Annotated in this window: 24 protein-coding genes; 5 read left to right on the top strand and 19 right to left on the bottom strand. The window is 42.8% G+C overall.

Features of this window, described 5'->3' with window-relative positions:
• Window positions 1-156: 156 nt before the first annotated feature.
• The 8 genes from NYE72_RS07820 to alaS form a co-directional block, all read right to left on the bottom strand.
• Complete coding sequence (locus tag NYE72_RS07820) at window positions 157-1,488, bottom strand: U32 family peptidase (RefSeq protein WP_036675585.1); 1,332 nt, start codon at window positions 1,486-1,488, stop codon at window positions 157-159.
• Between the two features lie 100 nt (window positions 1,489-1,588).
• Window positions 1,589-2,521, bottom strand: coding sequence for a peptidase U32 family protein (locus NYE72_RS07815; protein WP_038569509.1), 933 nt, complete (start codon window positions 2,519-2,521; stop codon window positions 1,589-1,591).
• A 56-nt stretch (window positions 2,522-2,577) separates the two neighbouring features.
• Window positions 2,578-3,627, bottom strand: coding sequence for an endolytic transglycosylase MltG (gene mltG / locus NYE72_RS07810; protein ID WP_235219365.1), 1,050 nt, complete (start codon window positions 3,625-3,627; stop codon window positions 2,578-2,580).
• A 174-nt stretch (window positions 3,628-3,801) separates the two neighbouring features.
• Window positions 3,802-4,110, bottom strand: a complete 309-nt coding sequence (locus NYE72_RS07805; protein WP_036675591.1) for a DUF1292 domain-containing protein — start codon at window positions 4,108-4,110, stop codon at window positions 3,802-3,804.
• Window positions 4,103-4,411, bottom strand: coding sequence for a DUF1292 domain-containing protein (locus tag NYE72_RS07800; protein WP_038569507.1), 309 nt, complete (start codon window positions 4,409-4,411; stop codon window positions 4,103-4,105). The genes NYE72_RS07805 and NYE72_RS07800 overlap by 8 nt, the downstream gene beginning before the upstream one ends.
• Before the next feature lie 13 nt (window positions 4,412-4,424).
• Window positions 4,425-4,844, bottom strand: a complete 420-nt coding sequence (gene ruvX, locus NYE72_RS07795) for a Holliday junction resolvase RuvX (RefSeq protein WP_036675598.1) — start codon at window positions 4,842-4,844, stop codon at window positions 4,425-4,427.
• Window positions 4,841-5,116: an IreB family regulatory phosphoprotein gene (locus tag NYE72_RS07790; protein ID WP_036675601.1), complete on the bottom strand. Its 276-nt coding sequence runs from the start codon at window positions 5,114-5,116 to the stop codon at window positions 4,841-4,843. The genes ruvX and NYE72_RS07790 overlap by 4 nt, the downstream gene beginning before the upstream one ends.
• 315 nt (window positions 5,117-5,431) lie before the next feature.
• Window positions 5,432-8,065, bottom strand: coding sequence for an alanine--tRNA ligase (gene alaS / locus NYE72_RS07785; RefSeq protein WP_036675605.1), 2,634 nt, complete (start codon window positions 8,063-8,065; stop codon window positions 5,432-5,434).
• 521 nt (window positions 8,066-8,586) lie between these two features.
• Between alaS and NYE72_RS07780 the strand changes: the two genes are divergently transcribed.
• Entirely contained in the window at window positions 8,587-9,450 is an 864-nt protein-coding gene (locus tag NYE72_RS07780; RefSeq protein ID WP_036675610.1) for a type II CAAX endopeptidase family protein, read from the top strand.
• Window positions 9,451-9,531: 81 nt separating this feature from the next.
• Here NYE72_RS07780 and NYE72_RS07775 read toward each other — a convergent pair whose 3' ends face one another.
• From NYE72_RS07775 to NYE72_RS07755, 5 genes are all read right to left on the bottom strand, one after another.
• Complete coding sequence (locus NYE72_RS07775) at window positions 9,532-10,449, bottom strand: DUF5692 family protein (protein ID WP_036675614.1); 918 nt, start codon at window positions 10,447-10,449, stop codon at window positions 9,532-9,534.
• A 295-nt stretch (window positions 10,450-10,744) separates the two neighbouring features.
• The gene (locus tag NYE72_RS07770; protein WP_080742436.1) at window positions 10,745-12,007 is read right to left on the bottom strand and encodes an FAD-dependent oxidoreductase; all 1,263 of its coding nucleotides are present in this window, start codon (window positions 12,005-12,007) and stop codon (window positions 10,745-10,747) included.
• Window positions 12,008-12,010: 3 nt separating this feature from the next.
• On the bottom strand, window positions 12,011-13,048 hold the full coding sequence (locus NYE72_RS07765; RefSeq protein ID WP_036675621.1) for a helix-turn-helix domain-containing protein: 1,038 nt from the start codon (window positions 13,046-13,048) through the stop codon (window positions 12,011-12,013).
• A gap of 80 nt (window positions 13,049-13,128) precedes the next feature.
• A complete protein-coding gene (locus NYE72_RS07760) occupies window positions 13,129-13,860 on the bottom strand; it encodes a metallophosphoesterase family protein (RefSeq protein WP_305953537.1) in 732 nt (243 codons plus the stop codon).
• A gap of 84 nt (window positions 13,861-13,944) precedes the next feature.
• Entirely contained in the window at window positions 13,945-14,466 is a 522-nt protein-coding gene (locus NYE72_RS07755; RefSeq protein WP_052096877.1) for a MarR family transcriptional regulator, read from the bottom strand.
• Between the two features lie 253 nt (window positions 14,467-14,719).
• Between NYE72_RS07755 and NYE72_RS07750 the strand changes: the two genes are divergently transcribed.
• On the top strand, window positions 14,720-16,315 hold the full coding sequence (locus NYE72_RS07750) for an MDR family MFS transporter (protein WP_063829770.1): 1,596 nt from the start codon (window positions 14,720-14,722) through the stop codon (window positions 16,313-16,315).
• Window positions 16,316-16,388: 73 nt separating this feature from the next.
• Here the strand turns inward: NYE72_RS07750 and NYE72_RS07745 are convergent, their stop codons facing one another.
• Entirely contained in the window at window positions 16,389-16,856 is a 468-nt protein-coding gene (locus NYE72_RS07745; protein WP_036675630.1) for a MarR family transcriptional regulator, read from the bottom strand.
• 141 nt (window positions 16,857-16,997) lie between these two features.
• Between NYE72_RS07745 and NYE72_RS07740 the strand changes: the two genes are divergently transcribed.
• Complete coding sequence (locus NYE72_RS07740; RefSeq protein ID WP_038574260.1) at window positions 16,998-18,500, top strand: amidase; 1,503 nt, start codon at window positions 16,998-17,000, stop codon at window positions 18,498-18,500.
• Between the two features lie 37 nt (window positions 18,501-18,537).
• On the opposite strand, the gene NYE72_RS07735 is transcribed toward NYE72_RS07740, so the two are convergent.
• Entirely contained in the window at window positions 18,538-19,131 is a 594-nt protein-coding gene (locus NYE72_RS07735; protein WP_036675633.1) for a TetR/AcrR family transcriptional regulator, read from the bottom strand.
• A gap of 165 nt (window positions 19,132-19,296) precedes the next feature.
• Between NYE72_RS07735 and NYE72_RS07730 the strand changes: the two genes are divergently transcribed.
• Together NYE72_RS07730 and NYE72_RS07725 are read left to right on the top strand one after the other, a co-directional pair.
• Window positions 19,297-20,184 carry an ABC transporter ATP-binding protein gene (locus NYE72_RS07730; RefSeq protein WP_036675634.1) on the top strand — a complete coding sequence of 296 codons (888 nt, stop codon included), beginning with the start codon at window positions 19,297-19,299 and terminating at the stop codon, window positions 20,182-20,184.
• Complete coding sequence (locus tag NYE72_RS07725) at window positions 20,181-20,993, top strand: ABC transporter permease subunit (protein ID WP_036675636.1); 813 nt, start codon at window positions 20,181-20,183, stop codon at window positions 20,991-20,993. Before NYE72_RS07730 ends, NYE72_RS07725 begins: the two co-directional genes overlap by 4 nt.
• A 334-nt stretch (window positions 20,994-21,327) precedes the next feature.
• Here the strand turns inward: NYE72_RS07725 and NYE72_RS07720 are convergent, their stop codons facing one another.
• From NYE72_RS07720 to NYE72_RS07705, 4 genes are all read right to left on the bottom strand, one after another.
• Window positions 21,328-22,287 carry a family 43 glycosylhydrolase gene (locus NYE72_RS07720; RefSeq protein WP_036675637.1) on the bottom strand — a complete coding sequence of 320 codons (960 nt, stop codon included), beginning with the start codon at window positions 22,285-22,287 and terminating at the stop codon, window positions 21,328-21,330.
• A 103-nt stretch (window positions 22,288-22,390) separates the two neighbouring features.
• A complete protein-coding gene (locus NYE72_RS07715; RefSeq protein ID WP_036675639.1) occupies window positions 22,391-23,287 on the bottom strand; it encodes a carbohydrate ABC transporter permease in 897 nt (298 codons plus the stop codon).
• A 54-nt stretch (window positions 23,288-23,341) separates the two neighbouring features.
• A complete protein-coding gene (locus NYE72_RS07710; protein WP_036675641.1) occupies window positions 23,342-24,220 on the bottom strand; it encodes a sugar ABC transporter permease in 879 nt (292 codons plus the stop codon).
• Between the two features lie 79 nt (window positions 24,221-24,299).
• Entirely contained in the window at window positions 24,300-25,544 is a 1,245-nt protein-coding gene (locus tag NYE72_RS07705) for an extracellular solute-binding protein (RefSeq protein ID WP_076101554.1), read from the bottom strand.
• Window positions 25,545-25,607: the final 63 nt, after the last annotated feature.

Raw genomic sequence — 25,607 nt, 5'->3', positions numbered from 1 at the left:
CTTTTAACCTATGTATGTTTAATCATAATAAATAGCTTGTTGGACCTCCTCCCTTGGATATATTTGTTAATCCCTAATATATATAACTTATTGTTCGCTTTGTCAAAAAGAAAAACAGGGAGGCTCTTGGATGACCAAAAGCTTCCCTGTTTTTTATTAAAACTTCTTCTTACGCATCATATCAAAGTATGCAACTGGTTGATCTACCTTCATGCGAATAGGTTGCAGTGGATGACGGGCGGCATCAAGCGAATTGCCTTTCTCATCCCATATTTCGCCAACCGTTTGCTTGAAGAACGTATCGTTAGGTCCAAAGAATTCTACTTCCTGACCTGGCTTAAAGTGATTGCGCTGTTGAACTAGTGCCGTACCACTTTCAGCATCGTATTCAATTACAAGTCCGGCAAAATCATACGGAGCTGCTTTTTCTTCAGGCTCATAGATATGATCTTCATGATCCGGAGTATCATAGAAGAATCCTGTGTTTAGCGGACGGTTAGCCGCTTTGTTAAGCTCATCCAGCCATTCCTGCTTCAATTCATACCCTTCCGGATCTGCCATATAAGCATCAATGGCTTTACGATATGCATTTACGACAGTAGCCACATAGTGGATTGACTTCATTCGCCCTTCGATCTTGAAGCTGTCGATGCCCACTTCAATCAGTTCAGGTATACTTTCCAGCATACACAGATCCTTAGAGCCCATGGAGAAGGGATTATCTCCTTGCTGATGCAGTGGAATCTGAGTTACACCTGGAAGCAGAGGAGCTGGAGATTTCGCTTCAGCCTGCTCTTCCTCAGACACCCAAGTCCCTTCCGGACGTGCATCCTCAAACAAATCATATTTCCAACGGCAAGACTGGCAACAGCCCCCGCGATTGGAATCACGGTCGGTGAAATGGTTGGACAATACACAACGACCCGAATATGAGGAGCACATGGCACCATGGATGAAGCTTTCGATTTCAATGTCGACATGTTTTTTAATCTCAGCAATCTCTTCCAGGCTTGTCTCACGGCCCAAAACAACACGCGGAAGCCCCTCTTCTTTCCAGAAGGACACCGCTTGCCAGTTCAATGTAGACTGCTGTGTACTCAAATGCACTTCAAGTCCAGGCACTAACCGGCGTGCTGTATCTACAATGATTGGATCAGCTACGATAATAGCAGCAATGCCAGCTTCATATAAGTTACGCAGGTATTCTTCAATTCCCGCGACATCTTCATTGTGAGCATAAATGTTTGTTGCAACAAATACCTTAGCGCCATATTTCTTGGCGAATTCAACACCTTCGCGCATTTCCTCGAAGCTGAAATTATCTGCGCCGGAACGCAAGCCGTATTGTTGTCCTCCGATATAAACAGCATCCGCACCATAGTGTACTGCGAACTTCAATTTTTCCAAATTACCAGCCGGAGCGAGGAGCTCCGGTTTGTCCAGACGGTAACGTTTGCCCTTATATTGCGGCTTTGTCATGGTTCCCATTCCTGTTCTCCCCTCCATCGCCCCACAAAGCTAAGTCACATGCTATAAAATGCTGTCCTAATCTTCGTGGGGACCTATAACCTCTTTATTTTTGTCAAACTTAATATACTTGCTCTTTATAGAAAAATCCGAAGCTTAACTCCCGTTCAGGGTCCTGCACCGTTCTGATTACATCCATCCATTCCTCATCGAAGGCATAACCTTCCGGATCAGCCGCATAAAGATCTATAGCTTTACGATAAGTCTTCACAACCGTCACATTATACGCTATCGATTTCAAGAGTCCCTCAATCTTAAGGCTGTGTATACCTGCAGCCATCAGAATATGCAGATCCTCCAAAATACAAATATCATCCGAGCTCATAATATGAGTGCCGTTCTCGTCTTCATAAATCGGGAATTTCTGGTCATCTCGTTCTTCCTCAATCAGAAATAGTCCGCGTTCCTTCCCGAGACTTCCTCCATCACTAGGACGGCCTTGATGTGACATATAGCTTTCAACAAGCTTCCGCTTGGAATGGTATATATTAGTCATTCCATGAACCTGCACCTGTGCCTCAATCTCCAAAAGCGGAACCATTTCCGTCATTTCATCCATATTCAGCTCACGGGCCAGCACGACACGAGAAGCCCCCTTGCGTCCCCAATAATTCGCGGTCGCATAGTTGGTGGAAGTCATTTCCGCATTCCAGTGCAGCTTCATTACTGGCGCTTCTTTCTTCACTGTGGTTAACACAGCTGGATCCCCGAATTCAACACCATCAATGCCAAGCTCACCTAAAGCCTTCACATAGTCAGGAAGCTCATCCAGCAGACGGTTAGACATCAGCCCACCCAAGCTTGCATACACTTTGCAGCCTCGCGAATGCGCCATTTCTACGACAGTCGCTGTATCCTCCAGAGAGAAATGTCCAGCAAGCCGCATCCCGAAACGGTCATCCCCAATGAGCAGCGCATCTGCTCCGGCATCCAGCAGAGCAGCAGCTTCCTCTAAGGACGCTGCCGTCACCAGCAATTCCGGTTTGTTAGTCATGTTGTACCTCCTACTTGTACAGTTATTTCAACCGCACCACTCTTCATTTTAATAGTTTACTTCGATTCTTGCTTGCTTTTTTCGATATTGGCTAAATGTTCCTTGTAGGTCTTAGCAAACAAATGGCCCTGTGTACCATCTTTTTTGGTCACATAGAAATAATATTCAGAAGCTTCTGGTTCGAGTGCCGCCTGAATGGACTCCAGCCCCGGATTACTAATAGGTCCCGGAGGAAGTCCAATATTCTTATACGTATTATATGGATTATCAACTTCTAAATCTTTATACAAAAGTCTTTCCTTCTGCTTATTGAGTAAATATTGAACGGTAGCGTCAATCTCCAGCTTCTGTTCTTTCTTTAGGCGGTTATAAATAACCCCAGCCACAAGCGGACGTTCACTATCCACCACAACTTCCCGCTCTACCAGCGAGGCTACGGTTAACAGTTCATGCAGAGACAATCCACGCGTTTCTAGCTTTTGCTGCCAGTCGGGAATCGTATCCAGCTTCTTCTGGAACTGATCCAAAAGTGCTTCTACAACTTCCTGGGGCGTGCTATCCTTGGCCAGTTCATAGGTTTCGGGAAATAAATATCCTTCAAGACGGTGGCGAAGATTCTTATCCTGCGGGATACCCAGAATATCAATCCCCTTCAAACCTGCACCAGTATCCATAATTTCAAGAAAAGTAGCCGCATCCTGATTCCAAGCTTCAGCGAGCTTCTTAGCGATCTGCTCAGCAGTATATCCTTCGGGGATGGTAAAGACCACAGTTTCTTCCTTAACTACATCACCTGCATTTAATCTCGCAATGAGTTCATCATAGCTGTCACCCGGCTTAGCGATATAAGTACCTGCTTTGAAGCTAGAACCTTCTTTAGTCCATTTCAAATATCCCTTAAAAAAAAGACTCTTACGGATAATGCCATTCTGCTCAAGCAGATCAGCAATCTCCGCACTTCCCATGCCCTTCTCTATCGTAAATGTTACAGCAGGACCTGCAGGCTCTACCGGCTGCATCCCGTTCCAAATGTACCATGCTCCCCCACCTCCTGCTGCTGCCAGCAAAAGAATAATGATTAACACAGTACGGATTGCGGATTTCAAGTCTGGTTCCTCACTTTCCGACTATAAAGTATAAAAGTGTATTGCCTAGAATTCAATATATATTTCCTTAAATTGATGTTTATACAGGATATTGCTCGCATTTCAAGCAAAAAGAGCGCGGAATTCTCCGCCCTCTTCCGTGCCCATCATAAATGTAACGTACATGTTTAAGATTTATTCAGCGCCATCTGCTGGAAAAGTCATCTCATCGTATAGCTCAGAGATGTCTTCCCACTCTTCATCGTCCATAATGCTCTCCAATTCCGGAAGTCCGTCAGAAGAGATAACGATACGCAGGATTTCATACTCCACGTCTTTGCCAGAGCCTTTCAGCACCGCATATCCGCGATCACCGACTTCAAATTCGGCGATAATATCGTAAATGGAAGATTTGCCTTGCTCATCTTCCAGTTCTACAGTTTCTCCGTATGCTTCTTTAAGCCGTGAAGTCCACACCGCTTGATCAGCGGATATCTCAGTCATTCTCCGATCCTCCGTCCAACTCGTCGACCAGTGTGTTGAAAGTCTCTTCGACAATCGCCCATTCCTCATCATTATCGATCATGAACAATTGAAGATCGTCGCCTTCTTCCACATAACGGAACGCGTATACCTCATCGGTTTCCTCGTCCTCGGAGTCTAGCGGAACCACCATCATATACTTAGCGTCCGAGCCATCAACCTCAAACTTCATAATGACCTCGAATTCCTCTTCATTACCTTCCTCATCGGGAATATAGATAATTTCCGGTTCTTCCTCTTGGCCAATCTGTTCGTTTGTCATATCCTCGCACCCCTCACCTTTTACTGTTAGCATCCAAAAAATTTTGCAAAATCAGGGCTGCAGCCATTTTATCCACAATCCCCTTGCGTTTCTTCCGGCTGACGTCCCCTTCAATCAGCACCCGCTCTGCGGATACCGTCGTCAGACGCTCATCCCAAAGGTGTACGGGCATTTCTAACTCTTCCCGTAGCTTATCAGCGAATTCAATACAGATTTCGCCCCGGGGTCCTACTGAGCCGTTCATATTCTTCGGCAGACCAACTACAATCTCTCCAATTTCGTGCTCTGCAACAAGTTCACGAATGCGTTCGAACTCATTACCCGTACCTCGGCGCTCAATCGTTTCAAGAGCTTGTGCCGTCCAGCCAAAAACATCGCTTGTGGCTACACCGATTCTACGGTCGCCGTAATCTAAACCTAACTTTTTCTTCATTTCGGATTGTCCACCCTGTGATTGACGAGATAGAATCTAACCAGCTCTTCAATCAGCTCATCACGTTCTTTTCTCCGGACCAAACTTCTCGCATTGTTATGGCGCGGAATGTAAGCCGGATCTCCGGAAAGAAGATACCCTACGATCTGATTGATCGGATGATACTCTTTCTCCACCAGTGCATCGTATACTGCTAGCAATATTTCCTGGGGAGAAGCTTCCTTTTCGTCGCCCTTCACATTGAATTTGACCGTTTTGTCCATGGAGTCCATTTGTGACACCTTCCTTCTGCAAAATCGCCTTTTGGGACGGCTTCGCAAAGTTGCTACTGTGCAGCTCGCTTGCTTCCTTTATCATAACATATTCATGCCCCAACGAGGAAATCCTGCCCGTTATTAACGCTTTTTTTGGCATTTTCTCTACAAAAATTATGATATTTTTGGCTTTTAAGCTATTGTCAAGCACAATTCTTCATGAATAATCTAACATCCTGCTAATAAAGAGTAGCGGTACTGATATCAAACTCTCAGTACCGCTATGTTTTCTCGTAATACGTTTAGTTAGAGAAATGGTTTCGTAATTTTAACTTAGGCTAAGGAAGCTACCAATTCTTCAGCCTTTGCCAATGCTTCGTTTAGCTTAGAAGCATCTTTACCGCCGGCTTGCGCCATATCTGGACGCCCGCCACCGCCGCCGCCGCAAACCGCTGCGATTTCTTTAACGAGTTTACCAGCGTGGAAACCTTTCTTCACAAGGTCTTGCGGTACAGATACTACAAAGTTCACCTTATCATCCATCGCCGCACCTAATACAAGCACTGCATCCGGAAGCTTGGATTTCAATTCATCCGCTGTAGAACGCAAAGCATCCATATTGCCTGCTTGAACAGCAACAGCCAGGAGCTGCGTACCTGCGCCAACTGTCTTCACACTGCTTGTAAGTTCAGCAGCAAAAGTAGCGCTCAGCTTGGATTGCAGAGATTCATTCTCACGTGAAAGCTCACGCACCTGGTTATGCAGCGCTTCGATCCGTTTCGGAACGTCATTCAGAGAAGACTTGAGAAGGCCTGCTGATTGTTTGAGCAAATCTAGCTGGCTTTCAGTGAACTGGTAAGCGTAACGTCCGGTAACTGCCTCGATGCGGCGCACTCCGGATCCAATGCCACTTTCGCTAAGCAGCTTGAAAATTCCGATTTGCGACGTGTTGGATACATGACAACCACCGCAAAGCTCAAGACTGTAATCGCCCACTTGAACGACACGGACGATATTACCGTATTTTTCACCAAAGAGCGCCATTGCTCCCATTGCTTTAGCTTCATCAATCGGCTTGTTCTCAATCACTACATCTAGACCGCGCCAGATTTGTGCATTTACGCGATGTTCGATATCGCTCAGTTCTTCTGGAGTAATCGCTCCAAAATGGGAGAAGTCAAACCGCAAACGAGCACCTTCCACTAAAGATCCCGCTTGATTAACATGCCCGCCAAGAACTTCTTTAAGCGCTTTGTGCAATAAATGGGTAGCTGTGTGGTTCTTCACGATATCTTCACGCTCTGCACGATCCACTTCCGCGCGAACGGATTCGCCCACTTTCAATTCTCCCGCTTCCACAGTTACCAAATGTACGTGTTGGCCGTGCGGCGCTTTAAAGAGTCCTTTTACCTTAGCCGTAACTGAACTCCCAGTAAGCACACCGGTGTCACTTACTTGTCCGCCGCTCTCAGCATAGAACGGTGTTGCTTCAAGAATAACTTGGCATTCTGCGCCTTCGCCGGCGACATCTACCAATTCATCACCCACAACAATAGCCAGGATTTTCGACTCTGTTACCGAGTCATTATATCCAACAAATTCACTTTTAACCGTCAGGTCTGCTAGTGCGCCTCCCTGAATCTTCATGCTGCCGCCATCATGACGTGCAGCTCTTGCACGGTCACGTTGCTCCTGCATAGCCGCATCAAAACCTTCACGGTCTACAGTTAATCCTTGCTCCGCTGCGAAATCTTCGGTCAAGTCAAATGGGAATCCATAAGTATCATATAACTTAAATGCATCGGCTCCAGCAATATTGCTGAGACCCTCTGCTTTTGCTTTAGCACTGATCTCACCCAAAATAGCCAATCCGTCAGACAATGTTTCGTGGAAACGTTCTTCTTCAGTACGAATAATCTTTGCGATATATTCGCGGTTGTCCACAACGGATGGATAGTAGACACCCATAATTTCGCCAACGGTTTCAGTCAGCTCATACAGGAATGGACGATCCAGACCCAAGGTCTTTCCGTACCGAACAGCACGGCGAAGCAAACGGCGGATAATATAACCGCGTCCTTCATTAGAAGGAAGTACTCCATCCCCTACTGCAAAAGTAACGGTACGCACATGGTCAGCGATTACTTTAAGCGCGATATCCTGCTCAACGTTATCTTTATAAGTTACACCCGCGAGTTGTGCTGTCTTTTGAATAATAGGTTGGAACAAATCAGTGTCGAAGTTGGAATCTACATCCTGTAGAATGGATGCAAAACGCTCCAAACCAGCACCTGTATCAATGTTTTTATTCGGAAGCGGCGTATAGCTGCCATCCTTGTTATGGTTAAATTGTGAGAACACCAAGTTCCATACTTCCAGCCAACGTTCATTTTCTCCGCCTGGATACATTTCCGGATCGCTCATATCACTGCCGTAAGCTTCTCCGCGGTCATAAAAGATTTCCGAGCAAGGACCGCATGGGCCTTCGCCAATATCCCAGAAATTTTCGTCGCCCAGCTTAATGATGCGTTCAGCAGGCAGGCCAACCTTTTCATTCCACAGCTTAAATGCCTCTTCATCCTCTGCGTACACCGTTACGGAAATACGTTCCGGGTCAAAGCCGATCCACTCTTTGCCGGTTAGGAACTCCCAAGCCCATGTGATAGCTTCTTCTTTGAAATAATCACCGATGGAGAAGTTACCCAGCATCTCGAAAAACGTATGGTGACGGCGTGTCTTACCCACATTCTCAATATCATTGGTACGAATACATTTTTGTGAGTTGGTCAGGCGCGGATTTTCTGGAACCTCCCGGCCATCGAAGTACACTTTCAAAGGTGCCATACCCGCATTGATCCACAGAAGCGAAGGATCGTTGTGAGGAACGAGGGACGCGCTTGGTTCAATCTTGTGACCTTTACTTTCAAAAAACTTAAGCCATTTGGAACGAATTTCACTTGCTTTCATAATTTACAGCTCCCGTCTCATCTTTTTACTTCGGCATTTACACCGGAAATTACAAAATACCTAAAAAATAAAAACAAAAAAACGCCCCTGAATAATTCAGGGACGATTAATATCGCGGTACCACCCTGGTTATCGCCTTGACCCCACTCATGGGACAATTGCAGACGATCGCCTTGTCGCGGCTGATAACGGGCGCCCCCGGTGAGCATTGATCTCACACTCCGAAATTAGCTTTCCACCGGCCTGTCTTCAAGGTTCTCACAGCCATTACGAAACGTTTCGTAAAGGAACCTTTTCTCTGACCAAGCCATCCTCCGGTGTACTTCATTTTCATCAACGATTTGTCCGATTTGCATTTTAACATTTCAAGTATAGCCAGTGCCCTTGCTTCTGTCAATCTGGGGATGGGCGAATGTGAAGAATAACACATGATTTTTGTAACAGTAAACTTGGCCTCAAAAAGGATATAGTGAAATCTAAGGTTAATTTGGAATATTTTGTATTCAGGAGGACTGCCGTTGATGCTTCACTCCAAGGAGTTCAATCCATCATCGATTTTTGAAGCAAAGCCTACACACTACCTTTTTATAGCGAACCTGATTTTTATTCATATTATCTTTACTCTTGCGGTTAATCTTATCCTTTTTGAGCATGGATATTTAAGTTTTATCGCCAAAAACACAAACCACTGGATCAATGAAACGTTAGCCGCCAATCTAGTTGGGCTTCTCTTAGAAGTAATTATTTTTTTGATTCTGATAGCTAAAGTTTCGCCCCGGGATTTTGGGTTAAAAATAGAAAAATTACGAGCTGGACTGCTGGGCACCTTTCTGTTTTGGCTCGCTATAAATATAGTAGATTTGTGTATGGTACACTTGAATCACTCAGAGCTAACGCTTAACAATAATATCTTCAGTCATTCAAATTTAGTTTTCGGTGAAATTCTAGGTCAAATCTTCGGAAATGCTTTATTGGAAGAAATCTTATTTCGCGGCTTCCTGCTCGTTCAAATCTATTTATGCTTAAAAAAAATCAACAACAAGACTACACGGATGATCACGGCAATGCTGATTTCACAATCGATCTTTGCTGCCATACATATCCCAAACCGGATTTACTCAGGATTAGTTGGAATGGAGTTTGTTTATGATTTTATCATGCTTCTAATTCTAGGAGTTATATTCGCTCTACTCTATATCTTAACCAAAAATCTATTTTTCGTGATCGGCGTTCACTCATTAATGAATATTCAGATAGTGTTTTGGAATAGCAATTTCACGTATACGGCAACTTTATTATGTGTGTTATTACTGACCTGTCTTTTGCTTTGTATAAAAAGGAAAGAGTTTCGCGCGCAGCAACATCAGGCGGATATGGAGCTCTGATAATTAGAACTTTAATTACTCACAAAAAGAAGTTCCACCCTTTAAGCTGGAGGAACCTCTTTCATTATTATATTATTTCTATTAATTCGCACCCTCTGCAATAGCCTTATAAGCAGCTAAATCCGTATAAACTTCCTCTTTAAGCGGATTGCGTTTATGCTTGATAATTTTATAGAAATGATAACCAAACACTGCAATATTAGCAGCTAAAGATAATGCACTTACTACCCACAGAGCGGTTTCACTATGAGAGGATTGTACAGAGAACTTTGACTCGCCAACAAACGCCGGGAATGACATCGTAAACATCATCCAAATCGCCAAAGTCTGTGCACGATGCTGCAGCCATGCCCCTTTTTTGAAGAAGAACGCCGGGATGGTACAAGAAATCAACAATGCTGCACCTGCATAGAAGGAATGGTCAGAAACTGCATTATATACATAGGCAAAGTTCCAAATGTCATAAGCAATGATCCAGAACCAAAGCTGGTCAGGCCACAACATATCTTTACTCTTATCTTTACTGATCACAATTCCCATCCAACCAGAAATCGTAATAATGTTCAGAATACCTGCGATCCCGTTCATAATGTTCCAAGGACCACCTACCATCATTACGCCATCCACCATACCTTGCAAGCTGTACACTTGGAAATCACGAATAACTGCTTCAAGAATGTTAACTGCAAGGATAATAGCCGGGAACATTAATATATATTTATTTTTGTCCCATCCTTTAACATAACGGATAGCCATAAACCCTATACATCCTGCCAAAGCAGAATATACTTTTACCCAGTGAAACCATGTTCCGGTACTAGAGCCTTCGCCTGCCGTATTCGGCCAGACCGCTATGGTAAGAACAATAGGGACAACTATAAACAGAATGATTGAGAACCACTTGCTCTTCCGTGCGATTTCATTTACAAACATTAATCCTGCTAGTACTACTAACCACATTAGCGCAGAGTACCAGGGAATCGATTCGAATAAAAACATTTTTTACTCCTCCTTGTAGTTTGGTGTATATAATCTGTGTCTCAGGTCCAATATAGTACATCCCTCTTTGAACGATCAAATCGCTTAAAACGTTGATTTATCAGTGTTTTTTTAGTTTCATTTCAAGTTGAGTTTACACAACCATAGCACTAGGATTCGCCAAAGTTTCTACCTTTCTTCTGAGCAATCTATTAGAATGCATGTCTACAGAACTATATACTGCAAACCTAACTTGAATGTAAAAAAAACCTTGTCGACAAATTTCTTTGTGGACAAGGTTCCTCTTTACTATTATTTAAAAGAATCGTTCAACCAAGTGTTTCGCATATACAATACAATTCTCAAGTGTAGGGAAGTTCATGATTTCTCCAGCTAAATAGATATTGTTGTTCCCCTGCATCTGATCAACCCGTTCATAAAACCCCTCATGTAGCGCATCAGAATCCACATGAGGGAAATGCTTCCAACGCTTCATCATATACAGTCGAATGCTCTCTCCGCCCAGCTCGCGAAGTTTATTTTCTACCGTCTCTCGCATTTCCAGATCAGTCATAGCTTCATTCTCTGCTACATAAACCGTAACTAGATCCGTAGTTCCCATATCTGCCCACCGATAGTACCATGCCATCATATGCCCTTTACGTTCAGGGTACATATTCCGGGGGATATAGCCAGAAAGCTCCGGCAGCCCTTTCACTCTGTAGGCATATACCCTAAACCATTCATACGTTATACTCGCTAATAAGGTTTTGTCCTCACTGGACAGGCTAACTGTATCGCCCATTTGCTCTAAAGCTGCTGTATAAATGACCTTGTCAAAATAAAAGATGTCCTGACTCGTCTCTACTCGAACCTGTCCATCTTGTTCTTGCTCCATAAAAAGCACTTCACAAGTCAGGCGGAGATCGTTCACTTGGTCGGCCATTCGTCTTATCAGTTCAGTAACACCCTTAGGCCAGGTTATCATATGCGTAATTTCAATAAACGACAACAGATTATCATAGCTTAGAAATTTCAACACATATGCAGCGGGCACATTATGGATACTACCGAATCCAAAAGTATTAAAATAATGCATGTAGACCTGTTCAAGGACAGACAGCTTATTCTCTGCACACCACTGTGAAAATGGCTGACATAAATCTGGTGGTAAGTGAAGAAATCCCGGTTCTTGGAGAGACTCATAGCGTTTTAGAATATCCGGCAGTCGTTTGAATTCTTGTGTAAACGCCTCTATCTGCTCCATGGGAATCTGTGAAGTTTTCCTCCCATTATTATCAAAAAATCCACGTTCTAACAATGGTCCCCTATCCATAAGATCAAAATCTCTCATTAAATCCATCGTATGTTTATAGGTGGGCAGGCCGATTAGCGTCCCCATTTCATAACTTTTTCCTTTGTACTCAATAGAATGACACTTTCCTCCTACTCTGTCCGACTTCTCCATGAGGGTAATGTGGGTATAACCTTTTTTCGCTAATTCGTAAGCAGCTGTAACCCCAGAAATCCCTGCACCGATGATCCCAATTCGGTCTTTATTCTTCGTGTTTGTCATCATCCGTTATCTCCTTGTAAATAACCATAATGGCAAAGTTTCTCGTTGTCCCGTATAGGCAAGTGCGACATCCGATGGTATTTTACCTTGATTAGGTCCATCTGTAATTTGCCTGCTGAAGTTGTAGGTTCTCAAGTATTCATGTAAGCGCTTTTCTAAAATTTCAAAAGAATCTATCGTATCATCTACCCAAGCCTGCTGGTAGAATTCTTTGGTCAACACCGCCGCAAATTGCTGCAAGGGCTGAAATATCTCTGTTTGGTCTACCGTTATAGCTACTTGATTAATATTGTTCTTATGTAAAAATTCACTATATTTATGTTTTCCTCTGTCCCAGTTCGTAATGAATTCACGGCTTTTGTTCGTAACCAGATTATCGATATGAAAATCTAATGTCTTCATCAATGGGAGAACTTTCAGATGCATAAAATCTATAAAATGAATGGTAGACTTACGATTGTATAGCTTAACTAGACCTAGTCTGGAGTAGGCATCATAAATTACATATTGATATACCTTTCCGACCCTCGGGAAAACTCCCAAATAGCTGATACTCTGCTGACACATATACCCGGGATGAGCATTTATCGGATTCTTCATCTTATAATCTAGTGTTTTCCGTTTCTCTTTAAATCCTTTAGTGAGAGTGGATTGTGCGCCATCCCTCTTCTTTGCTTTGATTTGATTGGCGTAAGCTTCACGCTCTATTCGTTTATTTAGTCCGTTTCGACGTAGTACATTATAAATACCCGATTCCCCTATTTGCATACCTTCATCTTGCAGTTCATAAAAGATGCGTCTAGGCCCATCCTCAGGAAATCTGGCGACGTACTGCAAAATCAATCTTTCCGTTTTCTTATCTACTTTATTAGGCATTACCGGCTTTTTTTTCTTCTCCCCAAGTCCATCCATTCCATGTTGTTGATAAGCTTTAGACCACTTATAATAGATCGTCCGGGAAATGCCAAACTCCTTACAGGTTTCGCTCACATTCTTGCTGATGGCCCCTTGCATGAGGATATGATATTTGCTGTTTGCATTCACCTATTTGCACCCCTCCTATCTTTATTTTATACATAGTTAACGTTTAATTCATTACTATTCTAAAAAAAATGGGAGAACGCTCAAAGCGTCTCACCATTCCGAACAAAATGCGTTATGTATTTCCCTGCGGAAATCTCCAAGCAATTTAGTCGTTGGCCATATGCGCAGCCACCATCTATGCCAATTTTATCTCCAAGTGGACTAAACCAAATTTCTTCTGAATCATGCAGATCCATCGTCGAAGTATGACCGAAAACAACCGTTTTGTTAGTGCTAACTACCGGATTCTTATAAAAGGGTTCTCTAATCCAGATAAAATCATAAGGGTCCTGCTGTTTCCAATCCTCAATAAATGGATTAATGCCCGCATGAACAAAAATATGTTCTTCCGTCTCATGATAAAGCGGCAATGTGCTTAGAAAGTCTATATGATGTCTATAGTCCCGCCTAATTTTTTCTTTTAGCTGCATATAATCCTTCCAGCCAAAATCCTCCTGCAAACCTTCGTAGCCCGCCTCACAATAACTCATCAGCGTATGAAATCCGCCGTTAGTAAGCCAATGGGTATCCAATTTATCATCTTCGCCGGTGAGCGCATCGCAAGCCATTTTATCGTGATTTCCTTTGAGAACTATAGCTCCACATTCTTGCTGCAGAGTCATCACTTGCTCCACAATTCCTTTACTGTCCAGCCCTCTATCCACATAATCTCCCATCAAGATAAGCTTATCCTCCGCTGGGCGATAATTCACTTTTGATAACAGTGCATTGAATTCTACATAACTTCCGTGAATGTCACTAATTGCTAATATTCTGATGATAATCGCTCCTTGCTCTAAGATGCAAAAAAAGATGTTCCCGCGGGTGTGCAGGAATATCTTTTGATGTTGGGCTTTTTATACTGAATCTATAACTAATGACTCTTCATCCGACTGTGGAAAAAAATGACGGCTTCTGACCTCATGCACCGCTTCTTGAAAACGATCGCACAAAAAGATCAGCTGGTCGATCTCTTCCTTACCGACCTTTTGCGTGATTTCACTCAAAATACCGGAATAGGATGCCATCTGCCTGCTATAAATCTGCTCTCCAAGCTCACTCAAACAGATATATACGACCCGACGATCTGTCTCGGATGTTGTACGTACTACGTAACCTTTTTCCTCCAAAGTATTTGCCATTTGCGTGGCAGTAGGTCTACTTATCTGGAGCAGGTCACTTAATTTAGAAATCATAACTCCCCGGTGCTGTTTGTCACCTTCGGTCGCTTTCTTTTGCTTCATTACAGTGTGAATGACGTACATCATAACAAACTCTCTATACGATACTACATCAATCGAGTAGGGGCGAGCAGTCAGACGCTTTATATTTTCAAGGGCTATGATAAGCTTCTGCTCTTGATTGTCATGGGTATCCATAGGGCACCTCCAATATACCTCAATCTAATTAGATTACTTACCTATTCCCAAAAAATCAAGTCAAATTCAAATTCTCTTTAAATTAAAATTTAATAATTAACCTGTTGTGCTAATTGATGAATTTGTGTATTATACATAAATGATAGTTTGGCTACCTAATTATTACGACATGAATTCCCAAACTACAATATATAGAAGTTAAAGGAGAGGAACTGCTCTGGAGCATCTCACTCAGAAAAAGAAAGTTACAATTATGATTGCTTTAATGGCGGCTATGTTTTTCGCAGCAATCAACCAGACAATTGTGGGCACAGCAATGCCCCGAATTATTGCGATGCTTGGAGGCATTGAACATTATACCTGGGTAATTACCATCTATATGCTCACCTCAACCATTGCTACCGTACTTGTCGGTAAGTTATCCGATATTTACGGAAGAAAGCCCTTCCTGTTATCAGGGATTGTCATTTTTATTATAGGTGCGTTCCTATCCGGATTGTCGACCAACATTTTTCAAATGATCACTTATCGCGGGATTCAAGGTCTAGGCGGCGGGATTCTCATGTCGGCTACCGTAACCGCTGTAGGTGATTTGTTCGCTCCAAGAGAGAGAGCCAAGTGGACTGGAATTATGATGGCGATATTTGGTTTCTCCAGCGTAATTGGTCCTACTCTTGGCGGATTCATGGTAGATCACATGGCTTGGAAATGGATCTTCTGGATCTTCTTGCCTTTCGGTATCGTGGCCTTCTTTATGATTTTGAAAATGTTCCCTAAAACAACGCGTTCTACATCTGAGTCCATTGACTATTTAGGCTCCATTTTCCTTTCCCTGACCATCGTTGCGCTCTTGCTCGGCTTTTCATGGGCAGGAACAAAATATGACTGGGGTTCTCCGGAGATTCTCGGCTTGTTTGGGGCTTCCATTCTGGGTCTGATTATCCTGATTCTGATTGAGCGTAAAGCTAAGAGCCCCGTATTGCCATTATCCTTATTTAAAAACTCCATCGTATCCATCTCAATGATTGTCGGTTTCCTGATGAATGCCGGTATGATGGGCGCAATGATCTACCTGCCCTTCTTTGTGCAAGGGGTAGAGGGCGTCTCCCCAACTAAATCTGGTTTTATCAATATGCCAATGTCACTTACTATGATTGTACTAAGTACTTTAGTGGGAAGATGGATCTCCAAAACAGGAAAATATAAACGTTATGCTCTAATGGGGATGCCATTCATGGTTGTAGCCATGATATTAATGGCCTTTATGAGTAACATTGCTACGGCTGTAGTCAGCATGATTATCTTCGGGGTTGGGTTAGGACTATCGATGCCCGTATTTACTCTAACCGTACAAAATGCTGTTGCTCCTTCAATGCTAGGTGTTGCTACTGCTACAAATACTTTATTCCGTAATTTAGGTGGAACCATAGGTATTGCCATCATGGGTACCATTATGAACTCCTCATTAACGAAAAAATTAGAGGCAGCGGTATCTTCAGGCAAAGGTCCGGATTTATCCAAACTCGATCCTGAATCCGCTAAACAGCTTTCTGCATTTATGAACCCTCAAATGTTGCTAGATCAACCTAAACTAAAGGAATTGCATGCAACACTGCCAGAGCAAATCCAGCCGCTCTTCAATCAATTGATTGAGATGCTGCGGAACGCACTGAGCGATTCCCTGACAGTTGTGTTCTTAAGTGGTACGGCGCTGTTAGTTATCGCAGCACTGCTCGTTCTGTTCCTTAAAGAGATTCCATTACGTAGTGGAGAGAAAAAAATGGAGGCACACGCAGAGGATAAAACCGGGAGTAAAAAACTCGAAAAATCTGTGCCTGCTGCACATTAATCACAAATAACCTTACATTAGAGATGTCCGTAAACAGCTTAGGCTGTGCGGCATCTCTTTTTGATAAGAAGGGCTAGGATTCGTTTGATTGATCATTCAATTCTTCGAAGTAAACGTAAACTCCGTTTAACAGCTCCATTAACGTATCCGTCTGTTCTTTGCCCATGTAATCAATCATACCTTTAAAGGTATTCCGGGATTTCGTTACGGCCATCTCAGCCAGATGCTCCCCTTTTTCCGTAAGCGTGATCTCACTAACTCGGCGATCCTGTGCATCGGAAGTACGCACCACATATCCTTGTGCAATCAGACTATTGAGCATTTGGGTAACCGTAGGAGAGGTGACTTTCAGAAACTTGCTAATCTCCGAAACCGTCTGTCCCTTCTTCCCTTCCCGTTCTTTACCAAGCTTTAAAGAAACCAACATCCGGACCTCACTTGGCTTCAAGCCCCAAATCGTAGTTTTACGCCAGTTCATTCTAGCGAATTGTTGGAAAGCCTCCATTAATCCATCCACATTCTGATATTTCTCTTCGTTCATCAGTACACCCCATAAAATCATTTAACACTAAGTATAGCCTAATATGACGTAAAAAAGAATTGATAGATGTCAGATTACCCATTTTCAAAAAATAACTAATGGGATGTATAATATAATAATCATCCTAAATTGAAAGTGGGTATTAATTTGACCTTTTCTTACTCTACCTATGACGCTCTAGGACTTGCTTCACTTGTCAAAGCACGTGAAATTTCACCTCGTGAGCTGGTCGAAGCCGCCTTTGCTCGGTTAGATGAGGTCAATCCGGTCATAAATGCGGTGGTGCGCACCCGCCGGGAAGCTGCTCTTAGAGAAGCCGACGAGATGCCTGTTCAGGATAACACTCGGCCGTTTGCTGGCGTTCCGTTTCTATTAAAGGATATTTCCCAATCTATCGCTGGCGAGCCCATCACTTGTGGGGCTATGCTGATGAAGAACAATGTCGCGCTGTGGGATTCAAATTATGTTGCACGGATTAGGAAAGCCGGCTTCATTCCACTTGGCCATACGAACACACCAGAGTTCGGCTTAAAAAACATTACAGAGAATGTCCTCCATGGACCTGCTCGTAATCCTTGGAATCTCGAATATTCTCCTGGAGGTTCGAGTGGCGGAGCCGCGGCAGCTGTTGCTTCTGGTATCGTTCCAGTAGCAGGAGCCAGTGATGGTGGTGGGTCCATCCGTATTCCCGCCTCATTCACAGGCTTATTCGGACTTAAACCCACGCGCGGGCGCACACCAGTAGGACCCGGAGTCGGCCGTCAATGGCAAGGGGCTTCTATTGATTTTGCCTTAACCCGGTCCGTTCGCGATAGCGCTGCTATGTTAGATCTGCTGCAGGTTGTGCAGCCAGAAGCCGCCTTCCAGACTCCGTTATATCCGGGCGTATATCTGGATGATCTGTTTAAGCCTACGCAACGTAAACTACGAATTGGATTTACGACTGCTTCCCCAGTAGGTACGCCTGTCTCTGAAGAGGCCGTAAATGCTGTTCACAAAACCGTGAAATGGCTCGAAGCTGAAGGACATGCGGTTGAAGAAACAGAAAGTCCTGTGAATGGCACAAGACTGATGGAGAACTACTATACGATGAATGCCGGAGAGGTAGCAGCCATGTTCGTCTCCCTGGAGAGAAATATGGGACGTTCCATAACTGCTGACGATGTCGATATCATTACGTGGGTTCTTGGTGAGACCGGAAAAAATGTTTCAGCGGCCGAATTCGTACATAGTCTGGATGAATGGGACGTTGCAGCCGCCCAAATGGCGGAACTGTTTAATCATTACGACTTATATATAACACCTACGAATGCAAACTCCGCTCCCAAAATTGGTGAATTAACGCATAAACCTGCAGAGATAGCAAAGCTGCTGCACGTAAACGAATTGCCAAAAGAAGAACAGAGCCGCTTAATTTACGAGATGTTTGAGCCAAGCCTAACCTATACACCGTTCACCCAGCTCGCAAATCTGACAGGCCAGCCAGCAATGAGTGTGCCCGTCCATAAGTCAGCAACTGGCCTGCCGCTAGGCGTTCAAGTCATGGCGAACAAAGGCCGTGAAGATTTGCTGCTTCAGCTTGCTGCCCAGCTTGAACAATCCGCTCTTTGGGTCGGCATGAATGGGAATCCGCTGTTGACCTGATCAATTAAGGGTGATGTTCACGCAGCTCAAGCTCCCCTTACTCTTTCCCGCAAATGCCATAGAAGAAAATATGGATGGCTTCCTCGATGAAGGCATCCATATCTTCCTGTTTGCTAGCTTCGTCTAGAAGTTCACCCGCATTACGCATATACATCCCCATTAGTGAAAGTATCCCTTTGGTGGATACTTTATTTGAGATTTCTCCCCGTGCTTTCCCATCCTCAACCATCTTCACCAGCACCGGCAAAATGTCATTCGCATATCGTTCCTCAATATAACGGAACATTTCTTGATCCTCAACCATAAGCTCCTTCACAGTCGCGGGAGATAAACCGCTGTAAGTTTGCCTTTCCATGGTTAGAATGTAACCAATAATCTCCTTTAGAGAATGCTCTTGATAAATGTAATCTTCAAACTCCTGAATTTCCTTCTGAACAAAGTCCTTAAAAGACTCACTAAGCAGCGCTTCCTTACTGCCAAAATAATTATAAATCGTCACCTGAGAGACTCCTGCTTCTTTCGCAATATCTGCGATCCGTAGACGTTTGGGTTCCCAGCTCTTGAGCATCTCCATAGTAGTTTTCATAATTTTGAATTTAATCTGTGCTGCTCTCTTCTCAAATCCATTCATAGCTTCCACCCTAACTTCGTTATTAAGTATGCGTATTTAAATTTAATGAAATATTCCATTTCAATTATTTCATAATTATATTGACTTCATTAACCACTAGGAATAATATAACATATGAAATATTCAATTCATATTAGTTCATTATTTTGCGGCGGGGGTGGCGGCATGCTGGTTGTAGAAGGCTTAACTAAACGATTTTCGAATGGCAAAGGAATCGAAGATGTAACATTTACCGTAAACAAAGGCGAGGTTTTTGGATTTCTGGGTCCTAACGGTGCAGGTAAATCGACAACTATACGGCATATCATGGGTTTTATGAAACCAGATCAAGGGCATGCGAGTATCCATGGGCTTGATGTATGGAAGGCACAAGGGACAGTCCAGAAGCATATTGGCTACTTACCCGGTGAAATTAACTTTTTTGATGGGATGACGGGTCTTTCTTTCCTTAAATTCATGTCAGCCATGCAGGGAATCAAAAATACTACCAAACGCGAGCAGCTGATTGAACGCTTGCAATTTGATGCCACAACTCCGATCCGAAAAATGTCAAAGGGAATGAAGCAAAAGGTCGGAATCGTCGCTGCTTTTATGCATAGTCCTGAAGTTATTATTCTGGATGAACCTACCTCGGGTCTCGACCCGCTCATGCAAAAGGTATTTATTGATCTGGTACTGGAGGAAAAATCAGCCGGAACTACCTTTCTCATGTCCTCACACAGCTTTCAGGAAATTGAACGCACCTGTGACCGCGCCGCAATTATTAAAGACGGACGGATTATCACCGTAAAAAATATTCATGAACTACAATCGATGCAACGGAAGCTGTTTGAGGTCATTTTTGCGAATAGTGAAGATGCAGTGGATTTTGCCGCCTCCGGCCTACAAGTGGAAGCTCATGAGGGAAATAGGGTCCGCATAGCTGTGCAAGGCAATTATGATCGATTCATCCGGGAAACTGGAAAATACAATATCCGCAGCATCGACGTATTCACGCAGAATCTAGAGGACATCTTCATGGACTATTATGACCGCGAGGGGGCAGTGCAATGAATCTTCCGCTCTATAAGGAAATGATGCGAGTGAACCTGAAAGGAATATTGAATTACGCCTTTGGTTCTGCCTTCTATATTCTGTTTATGATCTGGCTTTATCCAGGGATTGCGGGGAGTACACAAGCAATTGATGACCTTATTAAGGCAATGCCAGAGGGTGTGGGTAAAGCCTTTGGGTTAAATAGCGGATTTACCAGTGCTGAAGCTTTTATCTCCGGAGAATATTATGGACTTATACTAGTTCTGATTCTTTCCATAGTTTGTGTGCAAATGTCAACGCAGCTAATGGCTCGACTCGTGGATCGCGGCTCCATGGCTTATCTGCTCATAGCCCCAACTACACGGAGAAAAGTCGCCACCACGCAGGCACTTGTACTCACTACAGCTTTGCTCTTAATTATGGGTGTAACCACCCTCGCCGGATTATTAGGTAAAGCATGGTTTCTTGGCAGTGAATATGACTTTAACAGCGGTCGCTTCGCTCAGCTGAATACCGTGGCCTTTTTATTATTTTTTGCGGTAGGCGGCCTTACCTTTCTCGTGTCCTCTGTATGTAATGACGAGAAAAAAGCCCTCGGAATTTCCGGCGCCATCGCCTTCGGATTTTTCACTCTGGATCTACTCGGTAAAATAAGCGACAAACTGGAAGGGCTGCGTTTCCTAACCTTATTCTCCTTTTATCAACCCGGGGAAATCGTTCAGGGCAACGTGGAGATTATTCAGGTCTCCAGTTGGCTGCTGTTGATCGGAGTGCTCACCTTTTCCTTGGGAGTAGAGCTGTTCAGAAGACGGGATCTTCCATTATAAGAGTACCTCATTTGATCAACTCGCTTTTACGCGTTCCCGAAGCAACTATCGGACACAGTTGACCTTAAATGCAACTTTATCACAAATTTGCGTACCTAACGGACCCTAAAGTCGTTATTGGCTTGAAGATCAGCAAAAATGAACCTTTTCTAAAGGAATAGCTGCAATGGGGTCCGCAACCTTGCTCAAATGACTAAAAAATTGCAAATAGCGTCAGCTGAGTCCTTAAGCCTCAGGAGGGTTACAACTATGACTCTTATAAAAAACAACAGAGCAGTGTTTCTCCACCTCTGGGAGAATCATTGCTCTGTTGTTTTATGCGACAAATCCCTTTTTATTTCGTATCCGGTCTAGGTACACCAAAGTTTGGCGTTCCATCTTCATTCCACTGGATTACTTGCACACGTGCGTGACGATTCGGATCGTAAAGCGGATCTCCGACAATTTCCTTATAGCTTCTAGCATGGAAAACAAGGATATCCTGTGTGCCATCCTCAGAGACAGTGAAGCTATTATGTCCCGGACCATATTGGCCGTTTTCCTCAGAAGTCGTAAACACAGGTTCAGGTGTCTTGACCCAAGATTTTGGATCCATTAAATCACTATTCTCATCAGCAGTCAATAATCCCATACAATAGTTGTGATCTGTTGCACTAGCTGAGAATGTCATGAAAATATGTCCATTACGCTTAAGGATTGCCGCGCCTTCGTTCACCAAAAATCCGATTTTTTCCCAATCGTATTCAGGAGTAGTGATGCACACCTGCTCACCTTTTAGTGTCCAAGGGTTCTCCATTTCGGAAATATAAATATTTGAATTGCCAGGGATAGCAGGATCTTTTTGTGCCCAAACGTAATATCTAACTCCTTTATGCTCAAAAGTTGTTGCATCCAAGGCAAAAGATTCCCATTTTGTTTTTATTTGACCCTTTTCCACCCATTCACCTTCTAAAGGATTTGCGGATGGGTTTTCTAACGCAAACATGCGATGATCAAATAAACCGTCTTTCGTATCAGAGGTATGTGCAGCTGCATAATATACGTACCATTTTCCATCAATATAATGAATCTCTGGCGCCCAAATATTAGCACTCATCAAACCCGTTTCATGCTTAACCCAAATGGTCTTTCCTTCAGCCTCAGCCAATCCTTGAATGGATTCAGAACGGCGAAGCTCAATTCTATCGAACTCTGGAACTGAAGCTATGAAATAGTAGTAACCATCAGTATGTTTATAGATCCAAGGATCTGCTCGTTGCTCAACTAGTGGATTTTTTACATTAAATTCTCTCACAATGACAACTCCTATATTTATCTCTTTTTTTATATTTGCAGGTCACCAAAACACACCCTTCCTATAAGAAGTCAAGGTGTATTTAAGTTTAAGTTCATTCGATCTAACCTTTGATACCCGAATTCAGGTTGATGGATTGAACGAAGTATTTTTGTGCAAAAACGAATAGCAGCAATGTTGGAATAATCGCCATGATTGCCGAGCCCATTAATTGTCCGATCATACGATAGTTTCCGTAGATGTCTTGCAATAAGAGCAAACCAGCGGTAATTGGCATTTTGTCTACGTCTGTGTACACGATAACCGGCCAGAGGAAGTCATTCCAAGATCCAGTAAAGGAGAACAATCCGCAAACAATTAGTATTGGTTTAACTAACGGCAATATAATTTGCGCGAAAATTCTAAAGTCACTTGCACCATCAACTTTAGCCGATTCATCTAATTCTTTTGGGATACCGTTCATAAACTGTCTGACCAAGAAGATATTACCCATACCCGCAAGACCAGGGATAATCATAGCCCAGGAAGTGTTCACCCAACCAAAGGAGTCAATGATTTTATACGAAGGAATCAAGTTAACAACACCCGGGAAGAAGGAGATCCCCAGCAAAGTAAAGAACAATGTGTCTCTTCCTTTAAACTTAATACGGGTGTAACCAAAACCTGTAATCGAAATAACAATAACAACCAGAATGGTGTGAGATGTAGCAATAAACAATGAGTTACCTAACCAACGTAGAATTGGAGCTGTAGAAGTATTGTTTAGGATCGTAACGTAGTTCTCAAAGACCCACTCTTTAGGAAATAGTCTAAAGCCCGAGGATACTACTTCCGTTTGTGATCTAAATGAGGTGGAAATCCCGAATATAACAGGAATGATCCAAATCACACATAGGATACCTAGAAATATATAGGATATATATTTTGAAATACTTACACTGGAGGAGCCTTTTATTTTGCCTGTTGTATTTACAACTGGATTTACTGCCTGGTTTGACATTTTAGTACACCTACCTTTTCCATTTCCTTGTTAGTCAATTAGTTTCTGCGAACCCTATGAAGCATTTCGGTTCATTACATAATATTGCAGTGCTGAGATCACCAAAATAACTAATCCCAGTAAAACTGCCATAGCTGATGCCATCCCGGCGATGGATTCACCGTTACCGAAAGCTAATTGACGAATATACATCATTAGAACGTGTGTACTTTGTCGAGGTCCACCATCGGTCATCATTAACGGTTGGCCGAATACATTAAAGGCACCCGCAGTTGTCATAACAAAGGTATAAATTAATGGAAAACGAATAGATGGCAAGGTAATACTGGTGAATCTTTTAATTGAACCCGCACCATCGAGCTCCGCTGATTCATATAACTCTTGAGCCACGCCACTTAAGGAAGCACGATAGATAATCATGTTGCCCCCAATACCACCCCATAAAGTAATTACAATGATAATAATCCACGCATAGGGTTGATTTGCAGGCCAAGCAATTTGTGATCCAAACAGATTACCAGTGATCCCTAGTTGCTTATTAAAGATCAACAGCCAAATCAGTGCTGCCGCAGAAATTGAAATCAAGCCAGGAATATAAAGAATAGATTGAATTAAGCTCTTCATTTTAACTTTTTTATGCTCCAACGCCACCGCAACCATTAATGGAATAATAATCAGCAACGGAACAGACAAAGCAACGAAAATCAATGTGTTTTTTAGGCCTCTGAAAAATTGAGTATGAAAGGTTGATCCGCCGTCAAAAAGAATAGCTTTATAGTTATCAAAGCCTACCCATACCGGATCACTCATTAAATTCCATTTTGTAAATGAAGCATAAATCCCATAAATCGTTGGCAATAAAATGAAGACAGCAAACAAAATGACATGCGGACCTACAAAGAAAGCAGGTGCCCAATTGATTTTCTTTTTCATAGGAATTCATTTCTCCTTTTGCACAAAGTAATGCACCATAACATGGCACATTACTTCGTACAATCTATTCTATTTTGCTTTATTTTGCTGCACTGCTGCTTTCCGCAATTTTATCTTCAACAAATTTTTGCATCGTTGCCAAAGTCTCATCAATATCAACGTTGCCACGCACGATATCCGCACAGTAAGTATCTACAGCTTCCGCAATGTATGGGTAGTATTCATATGTGTAAATGTAAAGGGATTCGATTTCTTTTTCATCAGATGTAAAGAAGGATTGCATAAAGTCTTTGTACTCAGGGCTTTGGTTAACTACGTTACTTGCTACGTTTTGTCCAGCTTTTGCCCATTCCATCGAATTCGTACGAACATATTCCAAGAAGTTAGCAATACCTACTTCTTTTTCGTCTGTTCTCTTATCATTTTTCAACATAGCGAACAAGTGAGAAGAAGATCTGTTGGTGAATTTGTCAGGAGTAGGAGAATAAACATTGGTCACGCCAAAGTTCAAACCTTCAACCCCAGCATGTGCTGTAGAACTCCAAGTTCCGTCTGTCGAGAAAAGTACATTTTGAGATTGGAACATCAAGTAACCGTCTTCACCAAATGGAGTCATAAGGCCAGCATCGGCGATTTTCTTAACATTTTCAAACGCTTGTTTAAAGACAGGGGTGTTAACAGCCGGTTTTCCATCAACTTGGATATCGCCGCCCAAATCTTGAATTTGAGCCAAGATAACCCAGCCCAGCAAAGCATCATTAACTACGTAATCGCCTTCATCCAATTTACCTTGTAAGGAAAGCATTTCATCAATAGTAACAACGTTATCATCCAAGAAAGATTCAGCATTATACTTTTTCAGCAAATCTTTATTGTAATACATTACGTTACTATGAATATCAAGAGGAACTGTGTATTGAGTTCCATCGATATTACCAGTGTTCCAAGCTTGTGGTAAGTAATTTTCAGCTTTCAGTTCAGGTTGTGCTGGCAATACGGTATCTTGCATGGATTCCAGTACACCTTGTTTAACAAATCCAGGAACACGGTCAGCATGGATAATTGCTAAATCAGGAACACCTTTGCTAGATGCCAAAACTGTAGAAATCTTTGTGTACATATCAGCCGTAATAACATGTTTTACTTTAATTTCGGGATTCGTTGCATTGTAGTTTTTAACAATTTGATCCATATAAGCACCGTCATCACCGGTCAGCGGTGTCCAGAACGTAATCGTCTTACTATCATCTTTACCACCGCATCCTGCCAAAACTGTCGATAATGTTAGAACCGTTGCTAATAAAACTCCAAATTTCTTTTTCATTACTCTCTCCCCCTGCAGCTGTAATGTTAAGATAACCATTCATGTTCACTTTCTTTGAAAACG

Source organism: Paenibacillus sp. FSL L8-0333 (assembly GCF_037965665.1).
Lineage (GTDB): Bacteria > Bacillota > Bacilli > Paenibacillales > Paenibacillaceae > Paenibacillus_AQ > Paenibacillus_AQ odorifer.
This window is presented reverse-complemented; position numbering and strand designations above follow the sequence as displayed.